The sequence below is a fragment of the Pseudomonas sp. GCEP-101 genome (genome assembly GCF_025133575.1).
Lineage (GTDB): Bacteria > Pseudomonadota > Gammaproteobacteria > Pseudomonadales > Pseudomonadaceae > Pseudomonas > Pseudomonas nitroreducens_B.
On sequence record NZ_CP104011.1, the window covers coordinates 5,046,182 to 5,061,051 of the forward strand.

Here is a 14,870-nt window from a genome sequence, read left to right on the forward strand (position 1 = left end):
TTCCGACTCATGAGAATCAATCCATGCGCTGGCTAGCACACGTCACCGTCGCCACCATCGTCGAAGACCAGGGCCGTTTCCTGCTGGTGGAGGAAATGTCCGCTGACAAAAAACAGGTCTTCAACCAGCCCGCCGGCCACCTGGAAGCCAACGAGACCCTGCTCGAGGCCGCCGTACGCGAAACCCTCGAGGAAACCGGCTGGGACGTAGAGCTGACCGCCGTGACCGGCATCTACCTGTACACCGCGCCAAGCAACGGCGTGACCTACCAACGCGTGTGCTTTGCCGCCCGCCCCCTGCGCCACCACCCCGAACGCGCACTGGACGAGGGCATCCTCGGCGCCCGCTGGATGACGCGCGAAGAACTGGCCGCGCAGCCCGATCGCTGGCGCAGCCACCTGGTGCTGCGCTGCATCGACGACTACCTCGACGGCGAGCGCTTCCCGCTTGCCCTGATCCGCGACTGAACCCGCAGCCGAGCCTCAACCGCTCGGCTCTGGTAGAATCCTCGCCTTTACCTGCCCCCGTGATGCGCCACCATGCCTGATTCGTCCCCGTCTTCGCTGAAAAGCCCCCAGAACACCCGCGTCATCGTCGGCATGTCCGGCGGCGTGGATTCCTCTGTCTCTGCCCTGCTCCTCAAGGAACAGGGCTACCAGGTGGAAGGTCTGTTCATGAAGAACTGGGAAGAAGACGACGGCACCGAGTACTGCACCGCCATGACCGACCTGGCCGACGCCCAGGCCGTCTGCGACCGCATCGGCATCACGCTGCACACCGCCAACTTCGCCGCGGAATACTGGGACAACGTCTTCGAGCACTTCCTCGAGGAGTACAAGGCCGGCCGCACGCCGAACCCGGACATCCTCTGCAACCGCGAGATCAAGTTCAAAGCCTTCCTCGACTACGCCGTCGCCCTGGGCGCGGACTTGATCGCCACTGGGCACTACGTGCGCCGCCGCGATATCGACGGCCGCAGCGAACTGCTCAAGGGCCTGGACCCGAACAAGGACCAGAGCTACTTCCTCCACGCCGTGGGCGGCGAGCAGATCGGCAAGACCCTGTTCCCGGTCGGCGAACTGGAAAAGCCCGAAGTCCGCGCCATCGCCGAGAAATACGGCCTGGCCACCGCGAAGAAGAAGGATTCCACCGGCATCTGCTTCATCGGCGAGCGTCGCTTCAGCGACTTCCTCAAGCAGTACCTGCCAGCACAACCGGGCGACATCGAGACCACCGACGGCAAGGTCATCGGCAAACACGTCGGCCTGATGTACCACACCATCGGCCAGCGCCAGGGCCTGGGCATCGGCGGGCTGAAGAACGCCGACGACAGCCCCTGGTACGTGCTGGAGAAAGACCTTGCGCGCAACGTCCTGGTCGTCGGCCAGGGCAACGACCACCCCTGGCTGTTCTCCCGCGCCCTGCACGCCTCGCACATCTACTGGGTCAACCCCATCGATCTGGACCAGCCCAAGGCCCTGCGCGCCAAGGTGCGCTACCGCCAGGCGGACCAGGACTGCGTGCTGGAGCGCACCGCGAACGGCTACCGCGCCGTCTTTGACGAGCCGCAGCGCGCCGTCACCCCGGGCCAGTCCGTCGTCTTCTACGACGGCGAAATCTGCCTCGGCGGCGGCGTGATCGAATCCGCTGAACCCGCGTTCGCTAAGGAAACCGCATGAGCGATCTGCACGACCAGATCATCGCCCTTTCCGGCGTCTTCGAAGCCGCCGCCCTGGTAGACCGCCTCGCTCGCACCGGGCAGATCCCGGAGGCGCCCCTGGGCTGCATGCTCGGCAGCCTGCTGGTGCGCGACCCGAAGACCACCCTCGACGTCTACGGCGGCGACACCGCCAACCTGCGCGAAGGCTTCCGCGCCCTGGTCAGCGCCCTGGAACGCGACCCCAACAGCCTGCAGCGCGAACCGCTGCGTTATGCGCTGTCGCTGATCGGCCTGGAACGCCAGCTCAACAAGCGCGACGACATGCTCGATATCATGGGCACCCGCCTGGACCAGATCCAGCAACAGGTGCAGCACTTCGGCCTGGTCCACGAGAACGTCATCGCCTCCTGCGCCGGCCTCTACCAGGACACGCTCAGCACCTTCCGCCAACGCATCCAGGTGCATGGCGACATGCGCCACCTGCAGATCAACGCGAACGCCGCGCGCATCCGCGCCCTGCTGCTGGCCGGCATCCGCTCCGCGCGCCTGTGGCGACAGCTCGGCGGCAACCGCTGGCAGATGCTGTTCAGCCGGAAGAAAATGCTCAACGAACTGCGTCCCCTGCTGCGCGGCTGAAACCTGCCCTTGCGGTCGCCGCAAAGGCGACCGCATCGCGCCATTCGTGTATGATGTGCGCCCTTTTCGTTGACCGACAGCTACGAGAACGCCCCATGCAGCTTTCCTCCCTTACCGCGGTTTCCCCCGTTGACGGCCGTTACGGCAGCAAAACCAGCGCCCTGCGTCCGATTTTCAGCGAATACGGTCTGATCCGTTTCCGCGTCCTGGTGGAGGTTCGCTGGCTCCAGCGTCTCGCCGCCCACGCCGGCATCCCTGAAGTAGCGCCCTTCTCCGCCGAAGCCAACGCCCTGCTGAACCAGCTCGCCGACGACTTCCAGCTGGAGCACGCCCAGCGCATCAAGGACATCGAGCGCACCACCAACCACGACGTCAAGGCCGTGGAATACCTGCTCAAGGAACAAGCCGCCCAGCTGCCGGAACTGGCCAAGGTCAGCGAGTTCATCCACTTCGCCTGCACCTCCGAGGACATCAACAACCTGTCCCACGCCCTGATGCTGCGCGAAGGCCGTGACACCGTGCTGCTGCCGCTGATGCGCCAGATCGCCGACTCCATCCGTGAGCTGGCAGTGAAGTTCGCCGACGTGCCGATGCTGTCGCGCACCCACGGCCAGCCGGCCTCCCCGACCACCCTGGGCAAGGAACTGGCCAACGTCGTCTACCGCCTGGAGCGCCAGATCAAGCAGGTCGCCTCGGTCGAGCTGCTGGGCAAGATCAACGGTGCCGTGGGCAACTACAACGCCCACCTGTCGGCCTACCCGCAGGTGGATTGGGAAGCCAACGCCCGCGAGTTCATCGAAGGTGACCTGGGCCTGAACTGGAACCCCTACACCACCCAGATCGAGCCGCACGACTACATCGCCGAGCTGTTCGACGCCATCGCGCGCTTCAACACCATCCTCATCGACTTCGACCGCGACGTCTGGGGCTACATCTCCCTGGGCTACTTCAAGCAGAAGACCGTCGCTGGCGAGATCGGCTCCTCGACCATGCCGCACAAGGTCAATCCGATCGACTTCGAGAACTCCGAAGGCAACCTGGGCATCGCCAACGCGCTGTTCCAGCACCTGGCCAGCAAACTGCCGATCTCCCGCTGGCAGCGCGACCTGACCGACTCCACCGTGCTGCGCAACCTGGGCGTCGGCTTCGCCCACAGCGTCATCGCCTACGAAGCCAGCCTCAAGGGCATCGGCAAGCTGGAGCTGAACGCCGCGCGCATCGCCGAAGACCTGGACGCCTGCTGGGAAGTCCTGGCCGAGCCGGTGCAGACCGTCATGCGCCGCTACGGCATCGAGAACCCCTACGAGAAGCTCAAGGAGCTGACCCGCGGCAAAGGCATCAGCGCCGAAGCCCTGCAGGTGTTCATCGACGGCCTCGACATGCCCGCCGACGCCAAGGCCGAGCTGAAGAAACTCACCCCCGCGAATTACATCGGTAACGCTGCAGCCCAGGCCAAGCGCATCTGAGATTCGCCCCGACTTTGCACGCCCGGCTGTGCCGGGCGTTTTTGTTTCAAGGACTTAACCATGAATCCTGCTATTCCTCTTCAGCTTCTGGGTGGCATCAGCGCCGACGAATTCCTCCGCGATTACTGGCAGAAAAAGCCCCTGCTGGTGCGCCAGGCCATCCCCGACTTCAAGAGCCCGCTGGACCCTGACGAGCTGGCCGGCCTCGCCCTGGAAGAGATGATCGAGTCGCGCATCGTCCTCGAACACGGCGACAGCCCCTGGGAGCTGCGCCGCGGCCCGTTCCAGGAAGACACCTTCAGCCAGATGCCCGAGCGCGACTGGACCCTGCTGGTGCAGGCGGTCGACCAGTTCATCCCGGAAGTTGCCGAACTGCTGGAGCACTTCAAGTTCCTGCCCAGCTGGCGTATCGACGACGTGATGATCAGCTACGCCGCGCCGGGCGGCGGTGTCGGCCCGCACTTCGATAACTACGACGTGTTCCTGCTCCAGGGCCACGGCCATCGCCGCTGGAAGGTCGGCCAGGTCTGCGATGCCAGCAGCCCGATGCTGCCCCACGCCGACCTGCGCATCCTCGCCGAATTCGAAGAGAGCGCCGAATGGGTGCTGGAACCGGGCGACATGCTCTACCTGCCGCCGCGCGTGGCGCACTACGGCATCGCCGAAGATGACTGCATGACCTACTCGGTCGGCTTCCGCGCGCCCAGCGCCGCCGAAGTGCTGACCCACTTCACCGACTTCCTCGCGCAGTTCCTCTCCGACGAGGAACGCTACAGCGACGCCGGCATGGCGGCCATGAAAGGCGACGCTGACCAGCACCAGATCCAGCGCGACGCCCTTGATCGCCTGAAGAACCTGCTGCAGGAACACATGAGCGACGAGCGCCTGCTGCTCACCTGGTTCGGCCAGTTCATGACCGAGCCGCGCTACCCGGAACTGGTGGCCGGCGAGGAGATCGAGGAAGACGACCTGACCACCGCCATCCAGGATGGCGAGGTGCTGATTCGCAACCCCAGCGCCCGCATGGCCTGGAGCGAAGTGGATGTCGGCCTGCTGCTGTTTGCCAGCGGCCAGACCGTGGTCCTGCCGGAAAAACTGCGCGATCTGCTCAAGCTGGTGTGCTCGGCCCAGTCGCTGCACGAAGGGAATCTCGGCCAATGGCTGGCCGACGACGATGGGCGTAAGCTCATCGGAGAACTGATCAAACAGGGCAGTCTGGAGTTTGCCGATGAGTAGCAAGATCAGGGTTCGCGTCGCGGACTGGCAGAAGGATAATGCCGATCTGCGGCGCATTCGCGAGGCGGTGTTCATCGCCGAGCAATCGGTCCCGCCGGAACTCGAATGGGACGCCGAGGACGTCGAAGCCGTGCACTTCCTGGCCTTCGAAGGCGACTACGCCATCGGCACCGCCCGCCTCCTGCCGGACGGGCATATTGGCCGCGTATCGGTCCTCAAGGACTGGCGCGGCCTGAAGGTCGGCGACCTGCTGATGCGCGCCGCCATCGAACAGGCGGAGAGCCAGGGGCTCAATCGCCAGTTGCTGACGGCCCAGGTCTACGCCATTCCCTTCTACGAACGGCTAGGCTTCCAGGTGGCCAGCGGCGAATTCCTCGACGCCGGCCTCCCCCACGTGGACATGGTGCGCGAAAGCGCCTGAAGGAGCGGCATGGACAACGCCCCGGATCAAGACGACCTCTCGGCAGACCTGCCGGCCATCGAGTTTCAGTCACCGGGGCGTTTTGCCGTCCACAACCCGCCCAGCGAAGCGCTGCCGCCCGAGGCGCTGGAGCCGGCGCCCTTCCGCCTCGGCGAAGGCGACCAGCTGCACCGCTTCAACACGCCGGACGACGCCCGCGCCCACGCGCTGGCGCTGATCCAGCAGGTGCGTCGCACGCTCTACCTCTACACGCCCGACCTGGAGCCCTGGCTATATCACCACAGCAGCATCCAGGAAGCCTGCACCCAGCTGCTACTGGGCAATCCACGCAATCGCCTGATGATCCTGGTGCGCGACAGCACCCGCGCGGTGAAGGAAGGCCATCGGCTGCTCAACCTCAGCCGCCGCCTGTCCAGCTATTGTCAGATTCGCCGGATCAACCCCGACTATCCGAGCGATGAGCATGCCTTCCTGCTCGCCGACGACTGCGGCCTGCTGCTGCGCCCGGAGCCGGGCGACTACACCGGCTATGCGCACTACAACAATGCCGGCCGCGTTCGCCAATTGATTGCGCAATTCGAACAGACCTGGAACACCAGCCTCCTCGACCCGAACCTGCGGAGCTTCCTGATTTGAGCCGACATCCTCTCGCCCTGACGCTCGCCTGCGCCATCAGCCTGACCGCCGTCGCGGCGCCGCGCACCGAGATCATCCCGCTCAACTACCGCACCGCCGAAGACGTGCTGCCGGTGGCGCAGCAGGTGCTGGGCAACGAGGGCCGGGTGACCGCCTACGGCAACCAACTGGTAGTGAATGCTGAGCTCGAAAAGATCCGCGAACTGCAGCAGGTGCTCGAACAACTGGACACCCGCCCTCACCAGTTGCTCATCAGCCTCGATACCGTCGACGGCAGCCAGGGCAGCCAGAGCGGCTATTCGGTGAACGGTTCGGTCAGCGCCGGCAACGTCGAAATCCAGGCCGGTCGCGGCGAAGTCAACGGCCGCGACCAGGTGCGCATCATCAACCGCTCCACCAGCAGCCGCGGCGGCGGCACCCAGCAGGTGCGCGCCACCGAGGGTTCGCCGGCCTTCATCCAGGTGGGCCAGAGCCAACCGGTGACCAACGCCGGTATCGGCCCCTACGGCCAGGTCTACAGCCAGACCGAATACCGCGACGCCAACCAGGGCATGTACGTGACGGCGAGCCTCTCCGGCAATCTCGTGCACATCACCCTGAGCACCCGCAACGATCGCTTCAATGGCAACTACCAGGGCTCGATGAACACCAGCTCGGCCGATACCCGCGTCAGCGGCCCGATCGGCCAATGGATCGAGATCGGCGGCGTCAGCGAGAGCAACCAGAGCACCCAGAACGGCTACACCCGCCAATACAGCACCCAGGGCCGCAGCGACAGCAGCCTGCGGGTGAAGGTCGACGTGCTCGACTAAGCCTTCCGTAGGTGACTTGCCAGTCCTCCTTAGACCTTCGTGTAGTAGTCCAAAAAAAACACTACAAAACGTTTGACGAACGCTCGTTTGAAAGTGCATGATGGCCTCGCTCCCGCTAACCAGAGGGCCTCAAAGCCCTCCGGACCGCGCCAGCGACACACCCGTCGCGCCGGTTCGTGTTGTTAAGCCCACAAGGCGGATCGACGAGGTTGCGACTGGCAAGAGGTTGTCCTGAGGGACGGGGAAGCAAGCCTAAGCAACAGCACGACGTGACGGATTCAGCCGTCCACCATCGCCCAACGGCTGCCACGAGCCGGCAAGCGATTCTGGATGCCACTGCTGCAGTCACCCGTCTTTGCACCGCGCCACCCCCTCCCCCTGCGTCACTCCTTCTTTTCGGTCGCCCCTTCGCCATCCCGCGGCGAGCAACCCGCAGTCATTACCGTTCAGGTGCGGTTTTATGTGGGTAGTCGGTGCTTAACCAAATACATTCTTTTGAAGGATTGGCCATGTCCGCATATCAGAACGAGATCAAAGCAGTCGCCGCGCTCAAAGAGAAGAACGGCAACAGCTGGAGCGCGATCAACCCCGAGTACGCTGCCCGCATGCGCGTCCAGAACCGCTTCAAGACCGGTCTGGAAATCGCCAAGTACACCGCAGCCATCATGCGCAAGGACATGGCTGAGTACGATGCGGACTCCTCCGTCTACACCCAGTCCCTGGGTTGCTGGCACGGCTTCATCGGCCAGCAGAAGCTGATCTCCATCAAGAAGCACCTGAAGACCACCAACAAGCGCTACCTCTACCTGTCCGGCTGGATGGTTGCGGCCCTGCGCTCCGACTTCGGCCCGCTGCCGGACCAGTCGATGCACGAGAAGACCGCCGTTGCCGGCCTGATCGAAGAGCTCTACACCTTCCTGCGCCAGGCTGACGCCCGCGAACTGGACCTGCTGTTCACCGCCCTGGACTCCGCCCGCGCTGCCGGCGACAAGGCCAAGGAAGCAGAAGTACAGGCTCAGATCGACAGCTTCGAAACCCACGTGGTACCGATCATCGCCGACATCGACGCCGGTTTCGGTAACGCCGAGGCGACCTACCTGCTGGCCAAGAAGATGATCGAAGCCGGTGCCTGCTGCATCCAGATCGAAAACCAGGTTTCCGATGAGAAGCAGTGCGGCCACCAGGACGGCAAAGTGACCGTTCCGCACGAAGACTTCCTCGCCAAGATCAACGCCGTTCGCTACGCGTTCCTCGAGCTGGGCGTTGACGACGGCGTGATCGTCGCCCGTACCGACTCCCTGGGCGCCGGCCTGACCAAGCAGATCGCCGTTACCCGCGAGCCGGGCGACCTGGGCGACCAGTACAACTCCTTCCTGGACTGCGAAGAAATCTCCGCTTCCGACCTGCAGAACGGCGACGTGGTGATCAACCGCGGCGGCAAGCTGCTGCGTCCCAAGCGCCTGGCTTCCAACCTGTTCCAGTTCCGCAAGGGCACCGGCGAAGACCGCTGCGTCCTGGACTGCATCACCTCGCTGCAGAACGGCGCCGACCTGCTGTGGATCGAAACCGAGAAGCCGCACGTTGGCCAGATCAAGGGCATGGTTGACCGCATCCGTCAGGTCATCCCGAACGCCAAGCTGGTGTACAACAACAGCCCGTCGTTCAACTGGACCCTGAACTTCCGCCAGCAGGTGTTCGATGCGTTCGTCGCCGAAGGCAAGGACGTTTCCGCCTACGACCGCGCCAAGCTGATGAGCGTCGAGTACGACGAAACCGAACTGGCCCAGATCGCCGACGAGAAGATCCGTACCTTCCAGCGTGACGGTTCCGCCCACGCGGGCATCTTCCACCACCTGATCACCCTGCCGACCTACCACACCGCCGCGCTGTCCACCGACAACCTGGCCAAGGGCTACTTCGCCGACCAGGGCATGCTGGCCTACGTGAAAGGCGTTCAGCGTCAGGAACTGCGTCAGGGCATCGCCTGCGTCAAGCATCAGAACATGGCTGGCTCGGACATCGGCGACAACCACAAAGAGTACTTCGCTGGCGAAGCCGCTCTGAAAGCCTCGGGTAAAGACAACACCATGAACCAGTTCCACTAAGAACTGGCTCAACCAGCCCCTCGGGGCTGGGAGGCACCGCGAAACCCCGGCTCCGGCCGGGGTTTCGCTTTTGCGCTTGGCCGAATCGCCAGCCATCCCTTCCCCGCCCGCCAAGGGCAGCACCGCTTCGACATGCCAGCCTCGGCCTTCCTTTATATATGAACCCGGAAAGCCCATGCCCAAGCGCAACCGTCTCGCCCTCGCCGCCCACCTCATCCAACGCCTGCCGCGTCGGCTGCAGGAGCCTCTGCTGACGCGCCTGTTCTGCTCCCAGGTGCGCTTCGCCGGTACCGCAGGCGTACGCATCCAGAGGCTGTCCGACAGCGAGGTGCGCATGAGCCTCGCCAACCGCCGTCGCGCGCGAAACCACATCGGCGGCGTGCATGCCGCGGCGATGGCGCTGCTGGCCGAGTCCGCCAGCGGCTGCATGGTCGGGATGAACCTGCCCGATGACAAACTGCCGCTGATCAAGAGCCTCCAGATCGACTACCTGCGCCGGGCCAGCGGCGGCCTGCGCGCCATCGCCACGCTCCAACCCGAGCAGCGACAGGCCATGCTCGAGCAGGACAAAGGCGAAACCCTGGTGCACGTGATACTGCTCGATGATTCCGGCGCGCAGCCGGTGCGCTGCGATATGCGCTGGGCGTGGGTTCGCAAGAGAAACTGAACCACCCTCGCCGTGGGGCGACCAAGAAGATTGCGAAGGGATAATTCGACGTCGATATGCGGACGAAATAAAAGCCGCGCCGCTTATATGTAGTAAAGTTACGGATATACGACACTGCAAATGATAATACTTATCATTTGTTGATCACCGATTTATTGCCGATAAATACCTCGAAAGTACTATTCGACCAAAGCCCAAGTGCCGTCAGACTAGGCATCCAGAGCCGCGCAAACAGGGCGCTACGGGAAATGCAAAAGGCTTTTGCCCGAAATAGAAGCATCTGTTTGTGTTGGAAAAATTTACTTGCTGAAGGCTTTGGGCATAAAATTGGAAAGATGACCTGAACCCTTAGCTCACTATCCTTGAGTTGTCGGGTTCGCAGTACTCGGGCATTGCGCCCGGCACCCAAGACAATCGTTTTTGTAGGAAGGAGTATCGGCATGCCCAATCCAGCTGAACTTGCAGCTCAACACTGGGGACTCGCCGCCTTCCTTTTAGGAGTGCTGGGGCTGCTCGCCTTCATGCTAGGGGTTTCCAGCCTGCTTGGCAGTAAGGCATTTGGTCGCAGCAAGAACGAACCCTTCGAATCCGGTATCGTTCCCACCGGCAGCGCCCGCCTGCGCCTGTCGGCAAAATTCTATCTGGTCGCGATGCTCTTCGTGATCTTCGACGTCGAAGCCCTCTTCCTCTTCGCCTGGTCCGTGTCCGTCCGTGAAAGCGGTTGGGCGGGTCTGATCGAGGCAACCATTTTCATAGCAATTCTGTTGGCAGGTCTTGTCTACCTGTGGCGTATCGGCGCGCTCGATTGGGCGCCGGCGGCACGTCGCGCACGGCAGGCGAAGCTAAAACAATGAGGCTTTGGCGATGCAATACAAACTTACCCGGATCGATCCGGATGCGCCCAATGATCAATACCCGATCGGCCAGCGCGAAACGGTAGAAGACCCGCTCATCGAAGGGCAGGTCCACAAGAACATCTTCATGGGCAAGCTCGAGGATGTTCTCAACGGTGCGGTGAACTGGGGTCGCAAGAACTCCCTGTGGCCGTACAACTTCGGGCTGTCCTGCTGCTACGTGGAGATGACCACGGCGTTCACCGCGCCGCACGACATCGCCCGTTTCGGCGCCGAAGTGATCCGTGCATCGCCCCGCCAGGCTGACTTCATGGTCATCGCCGGCACCTGCTTCATCAAGATGGCTCCGGTCATCCAGCGCCTGTACGAGCAGATGCTGGAACCCAAGTGGGTGATCTCGATGGGGTCGTGCGCCAACTCTGGCGGCATGTACGACATCTACTCGGTCGTTCAGGGGGTCGACAAGTTCCTCCCCGTGGACGTGTACATCCCCGGCTGCCCGCCCCGTCCGGAGGCGTTCCTGCAAGGCCTGATGCTGCTGCAGGAATCCATCGGCCAGGAGCGTCGCCCGTTGTCCTGGGTCGTAGGCGACCAAGGCGTCTATCGCGCCGACATGCCTGCCCAGAAGGACCTCAAGCGCGAACAGCGCATTGCGGTCACCAACCTGCGCAGCCCCGACGAAGTGTGATCCGGCCCTCCACGAGAGGCCCGTTTTCACTCCACCGTTGACCGAGTGACTTAAAGACTATGAATGCAGACTCCGCTCTGTACATCCCGCCTTACAAGGCAGACGACCAAGATATCGTCGTCGAACTGAATTCCCGCTTTGGCGCCGAGACCTTCACCGTCCAGGCCACCCGCACCGGCATGCCGGTGCTCTGGGTTGCCCGTGAGCGCCTGATCGACGTCCTCACCTTCCTGCGCAATGTGCCCAAGCCGTACGTCATGCTCTATGACTTGCACGGTGTCGACGAGCGCCTGCGCACCCACCGTCGCGGCCTGCCGGGCGCCGACTTCAGCGTGTTCTACCACCTGATGTCGCTCGAACGTAATAGTGACGTGATGATCAAGGTGGCCTTGTCCGAGGGCGACCTCAACCTGCCCACCGCCACCCGTATCTGGCCGAACGCCAACTGGTACGAGCGTGAGGTCTGGGACATGTACGGGATCACCTTCAATGGTCACCCGCACCTGACCCGCATGCTGATGCCGCCGACCTGGGAAGGCCACCCGCTGCGCAAGGACTACCCGGCGCGCGCCACCGAGTTCGATCCCTACGCGCTGTCCGCCGCCAAACAGGACCTCGAGCAGGAAGCGCTGCGCTTCAAGCCCGAAGACTGGGGCATGAAGCGCCACGGCGAGAACGAGGACTTCATGTTCCTCAACCTCGGCCCGAACCACCCGTCCGCCCACGGTGCATTCCGCATCATCCTGCAGCTGGACGGCGAAGAGATCCTCGACTGCGTTCCGGAGATCGGCTACCACCACCGTGGCGCCGAGAAGATGGCCGAGCGCCAGTCCTGGCACAGCTTCATTCCGTACACCGACCGTATCGACTACCTCGGCGGCGTGATGAACAACCTGCCGTACGTGCTCTCGGTCGAGAAGCTCGCCGGCATCAAGGTGCCGCAGCGCGTCGACGTCATCCGCATCATGATGTCGGAGTTCTTCCGCATCCTGAACCACCTCCTCTACCTGGGTACCTACATCCAGGACGTGGGCGCGATGACCCCGGTGTTCTTCACCTTCACCGACCGCCAGCGCGCCTACAAGGTCGTCGAGGCCATCACCGGCTTCCGCCTGCACCCGGCCTGGTACCGCATCGGCGGCGTCGCCCACGACCTGCCGCGCGGCTGGGACAAGCTGGTCCGCGAATTCCTCGACTGGATGCCCAAACGCCTGGACGAGTACGAAACCGCCGCCCTGAAGAACAGCATCCTGCGTGGCCGTACCATCGGCGTTGCCCAGTACAACACCAAGGAAGCGCTGGAATGGGGCACCACCGGCGCCGGCCTGCGCGCCACCGGTTGCGACTTCGACCTGCGTAAAGCGCGCCCGTACTCCGGTTACGAGAACTTCGAGTTCGAAGTGCCGCTGGCCGCCAACGGCGATGCCTACGACCGCTGCATGGTCAAGATGGGCGAAATGCGCCAGAGCCTGCGCATCATCGAGCAGTGCCTGAAGAACATGCCCGAAGGCCCGTACAAGGCCGACCACCCGCTGACCACGCCGCCGCCCAAAGAGCGCACGCTGCAGCACATCGAAACCCTGATCACCCACTTCCTGCAGGTTTCCTGGGGCCCGGTCATGCCGGCCAACGAAGCCTTCCAGATGGTGGAAGCGACCAAGGGCATCAACAGCTACTACCTGACGAGCGATGGCAGCACCATGAGCTACCGGACCCGTATCCGGACGCCCAGCTTCGCGCACCTGCAGCAGATTCCGTCGGTGATCAACGGCAGCATGATCGCTGACCTGATCGCCTATCTGGGCAGTATCGACTTCGTTATGGCCGACGTGGACCGCTGATCATGAGTACCCTTATCCAGACTGATCGTTTCGAACTCAGCGAAACCGAGCGCTCGGCCATCGAGCACGAGATGCACCACTACGAGGACTCCCGTGCGGCGTCCATCGAAGCCCTGAAGATCGTCCAGAAGCAGCGCGGCTGGGTGCCGGACGGCGCCATTCCGGCCATCGCCGAGATCCTCGGCATCCCGGACAGCGACGTCGAAGGCGTGGCGACCTTCTATAGCCAGATCTTCCGCCAGCCGGTCGGCCGCCACATCATCCGCGTCTGCGACAGCATGGTCTGCTACATCGGCGGCCACGAATCCGTGGTCGGCGAGATCCAGAAGCAGCTGGGCATCGGCCTCGGCCAGACCACCGCCGACGGCCGCTTCACGCTGCTGCCGGTGTGCTGCCTGGGCAACTGCGACAAGGCCCCGGCGATGATGATCGACGACGACACCTTCGGCGACCTGCGTCCCGACGGCGTCGCCAAACTGCTGGAGGCCTACGCATGAGTCGCCTCACCTCCTACGGCACGCCCAACCGCACCGCGCGCGCGGCCGAAACCCACCCGCTGACCTGGCGCCTGCGTGACGACGGCGCCCCGGTCTGGCTGGAGGAATACCAGTCGAAGAATGGCTATGCCGCTGCCCGCAAGGCATTGGCGCAGATGGCCGCCGACGACATCGTCCAGACCGTCAAGGACTCCGGCCTCAAGGGCCGCGGCGGTGCGGGCTTCCCCACCGGCGTGAAGTGGGGCCTGATGCCCAAGGACGAATCCCTCAACATCCGCTACCTGCTGTGCAACGCGGACGAGATGGAGCCCAACACCTGGAAGGACCGCATGCTCATGGAGCAGCTGCCGCACCTGCTGGTGGAAGGCATGCTGATCTCCGCGCGCGCCCTGAAGGCCTACCGCGGCTACATCTTCCTGCGTGGCGAGTACGTCGATGCCGCCCGCAACCTCAACCGCGCCATCGAGGAAGCCAAGGCCGCAGGCCTGCTGGGCAAGAACATCCTCGGCAGCGGCTTCGATTTCGAGCTGTTCGTGCACACCGGCGCCGGCCGCTACATCTGTGGCGAAGAGACCGCGCTGATCAACTCGCTGGAAGGCCGCCGCGCCAACCCGCGCTCCAAGCCGCCCTTCCCCGCCGCCGTCGGCGTCTGGGGCAAGCCGACCTGCGTGAACAACGTCGAGACCCTGTGCAACGTGCCGGCGATCGTCGAGCACGGCGTCGACTGGTACAAGGGCCTCGCCCGTCCGGGCAGCGAAGACATGGGCACCAAGCTCATGGGCTTCTCCGGCAAGGTGAAGAACCCCGGCATCTGGGAACTGCCCTTCGGCCTGCCGGCCCGCGAGCTGTTCGAGGACTACGCCGGCGGCATGCGCGACGGCTACAAACTCAAGTGCTGGCAGCCCGGCGGCGCCGGTACCGGCTTCCTCCTGCCGGAGCACCTGGACGCACTGTTCTACGCCGGCGGCGTCGCCAAGGTCGGCACCCGGATGGGTACGGGCCTGGCCATGGCGGTGGACGACAGCGTCAACATGGTCTCCCTGCTGCGCAACATGGAAGAGTTCTTCGCCCGCGAATCCTGCGGCTGGTGCACGCCGTGCCGCGACGGCCTGCCGTGGAGCGTGAAGGTCCTGCGCGCGCTGGAGAAAGGCGAAGGCGCCCAGGGCGACCTGGAAACCCTCGAGCAGCTCGTCAACTTCCTCGGCCCAGGCAAGACCTTCTGTGCCCACGCACCGGGTGCCGTCGAGCCGCTGGGCAGCGCACTGAAGTATTTCCGTCCCGAGTTCGAAGCGGGCATTTCCCGCCAGGCTCAGGCCGTACAAGCACCGCAGACCGTCGGCGCTTGATGCTT

The 14,870-nt window shown here is 63.9% G+C and carries 15 protein-coding genes; all 15 read left to right on the plus strand.

Annotated elements, in window-relative coordinates; translation table 11 throughout:
* The first annotated feature begins 23 nt into the window (after positions 1 to 23).
* The 15 genes from N0B71_RS22985 (at position 24) to nuoF (ending at position 14,865) form a co-directional block, all read left to right on the plus strand.
* Positions 24 to 467, plus strand: a complete 444-nt coding sequence (locus N0B71_RS22985; RefSeq protein ID WP_259755111.1) for an NUDIX hydrolase — start codon at positions 24 to 26, stop codon at positions 465 to 467.
* A gap of 72 nt (positions 468 to 539) precedes the next feature.
* Positions 540 to 1,679, plus strand: a complete 1,140-nt coding sequence (mnmA, locus tag N0B71_RS22990) for a tRNA 2-thiouridine(34) synthase MnmA (protein ID WP_259755112.1) — start codon at positions 540 to 542, stop codon at positions 1,677 to 1,679.
* Positions 1,676 to 2,296 carry a high frequency lysogenization protein HflD gene (gene hflD / locus N0B71_RS22995; RefSeq protein WP_259755113.1) on the plus strand — a complete coding sequence of 207 codons (621 nt, stop codon included), beginning with the start codon at positions 1,676 to 1,678 and terminating at the stop codon, positions 2,294 to 2,296. The genes mnmA and hflD overlap by 4 nt, the downstream gene beginning before the upstream one ends.
* 95 nt (positions 2,297 to 2,391) lie before the next feature.
* Positions 2,392 to 3,762 (plus strand): adenylosuccinate lyase, encoded by a 1,371-nt coding sequence (gene purB / locus N0B71_RS23000; RefSeq protein WP_259755114.1) that lies wholly within the window; start codon positions 2,392 to 2,394, stop codon positions 3,760 to 3,762.
* Between the two features lie 60 nt (positions 3,763 to 3,822).
* Entirely contained in the window at positions 3,823 to 4,998 is a 1,176-nt protein-coding gene (locus N0B71_RS23005; protein WP_259755115.1) for a ribosomal protein uL16 3-hydroxylase, read from the plus strand.
* A complete protein-coding gene (locus tag N0B71_RS23010; protein ID WP_259755116.1) occupies positions 4,991 to 5,419 on the plus strand; it encodes a GNAT family N-acetyltransferase in 429 nt (142 codons plus the stop codon). The genes N0B71_RS23005 and N0B71_RS23010 overlap by 8 nt, the downstream gene beginning before the upstream one ends.
* A gap of 9 nt (positions 5,420 to 5,428) precedes the next feature.
* Positions 5,429 to 6,055 (plus strand): DUF7931 domain-containing protein, encoded by a 627-nt coding sequence (locus N0B71_RS23015; RefSeq protein ID WP_259755117.1) that lies wholly within the window; start codon positions 5,429 to 5,431, stop codon positions 6,053 to 6,055.
* Positions 6,052 to 6,867, plus strand: a complete 816-nt coding sequence (locus N0B71_RS23020) for a secretin N-terminal domain-containing protein (RefSeq protein ID WP_259755118.1) — start codon at positions 6,052 to 6,054, stop codon at positions 6,865 to 6,867. The genes N0B71_RS23015 and N0B71_RS23020 overlap by 4 nt, the downstream gene beginning before the upstream one ends.
* Before the next feature lie 509 nt (positions 6,868 to 7,376).
* Positions 7,377 to 8,972: an isocitrate lyase gene (locus tag N0B71_RS23025; protein ID WP_259755119.1), complete on the plus strand. Its 1,596-nt coding sequence runs from the start codon at positions 7,377 to 7,379 to the stop codon at positions 8,970 to 8,972.
* Between the two features lie 175 nt (positions 8,973 to 9,147).
* Entirely contained in the window at positions 9,148 to 9,639 is a 492-nt protein-coding gene (locus tag N0B71_RS23030) for a DUF4442 domain-containing protein (RefSeq protein ID WP_259755120.1), read from the plus strand.
* A gap of 440 nt (positions 9,640 to 10,079) precedes the next feature.
* On the plus strand, positions 10,080 to 10,493 hold the full coding sequence (locus N0B71_RS23035; protein WP_017517108.1) for an NADH-quinone oxidoreductase subunit A: 414 nt from the start codon (positions 10,080 to 10,082) through the stop codon (positions 10,491 to 10,493).
* A gap of 10 nt (positions 10,494 to 10,503) precedes the next feature.
* Complete coding sequence (locus N0B71_RS23040) at positions 10,504 to 11,181, plus strand: NuoB/complex I 20 kDa subunit family protein (protein WP_017517109.1); 678 nt, start codon at positions 10,504 to 10,506, stop codon at positions 11,179 to 11,181.
* Positions 11,182 to 11,240: 59 nt separating this feature from the next.
* Positions 11,241 to 13,022 (plus strand): NADH-quinone oxidoreductase subunit C/D, encoded by a 1,782-nt coding sequence (gene nuoC / locus N0B71_RS23045; RefSeq protein ID WP_017517110.1) that lies wholly within the window; start codon positions 11,241 to 11,243, stop codon positions 13,020 to 13,022.
* Complete coding sequence (nuoE, locus tag N0B71_RS23050; protein ID WP_259759663.1) at positions 13,019 to 13,519, plus strand: NADH-quinone oxidoreductase subunit NuoE; 501 nt, start codon at positions 13,019 to 13,021, stop codon at positions 13,517 to 13,519. Before nuoC ends, nuoE begins: the two co-directional genes overlap by 4 nt.
* Positions 13,516 to 14,865 carry an NADH-quinone oxidoreductase subunit NuoF gene (gene nuoF / locus N0B71_RS23055; RefSeq protein ID WP_207883118.1) on the plus strand — a complete coding sequence of 450 codons (1,350 nt, stop codon included), beginning with the start codon at positions 13,516 to 13,518 and terminating at the stop codon, positions 14,863 to 14,865. The genes nuoE and nuoF overlap by 4 nt, the downstream gene beginning before the upstream one ends.
* Positions 14,866 to 14,870: the final 5 nt, after the last annotated feature.

Coding starts and splice junctions, on each gene's coding strand:
- nuoC (WP_017517110.1), top strand. CDS start 11,241: ATGAATGCAGACTCCGCTCTGTACATCCCGCCTTACAAGGCAGACGAC.
- hflD (WP_259755113.1), top strand. CDS start 1,676: ATGAGCGATCTGCACGACCAGATCATCGCCCTTTCCGGCGTCTTCGAA.
- N0B71_RS23035 (WP_017517108.1), top strand. CDS start 10,080: ATGCCCAATCCAGCTGAACTTGCAGCTCAACACTGGGGACTCGCCGCC.
- N0B71_RS22985 (WP_259755111.1), top strand. CDS start 24: ATGCGCTGGCTAGCACACGTCACCGTCGCCACCATCGTCGAAGACCAG.
- N0B71_RS23010 (WP_259755116.1), top strand. CDS start 4,991: ATGAGTAGCAAGATCAGGGTTCGCGTCGCGGACTGGCAGAAGGATAAT.
- N0B71_RS23005 (WP_259755115.1), top strand. CDS start 3,823: ATGAATCCTGCTATTCCTCTTCAGCTTCTGGGTGGCATCAGCGCCGAC.
- purB (WP_259755114.1), top strand. CDS start 2,392: ATGCAGCTTTCCTCCCTTACCGCGGTTTCCCCCGTTGACGGCCGTTAC.
- N0B71_RS23030 (WP_259755120.1), top strand. CDS start 9,148: ATGCCCAAGCGCAACCGTCTCGCCCTCGCCGCCCACCTCATCCAACGC.
- N0B71_RS23025 (WP_259755119.1), top strand. CDS start 7,377: ATGTCCGCATATCAGAACGAGATCAAAGCAGTCGCCGCGCTCAAAGAG.
- mnmA (WP_259755112.1), top strand. CDS start 540: ATGCCTGATTCGTCCCCGTCTTCGCTGAAAAGCCCCCAGAACACCCGC.
- N0B71_RS23015 (WP_259755117.1), top strand. CDS start 5,429: ATGGACAACGCCCCGGATCAAGACGACCTCTCGGCAGACCTGCCGGCC.
- nuoF (WP_207883118.1), top strand. CDS start 13,516: ATGAGTCGCCTCACCTCCTACGGCACGCCCAACCGCACCGCGCGCGCG.
- N0B71_RS23040 (WP_017517109.1), top strand. CDS start 10,504: ATGCAATACAAACTTACCCGGATCGATCCGGATGCGCCCAATGATCAA.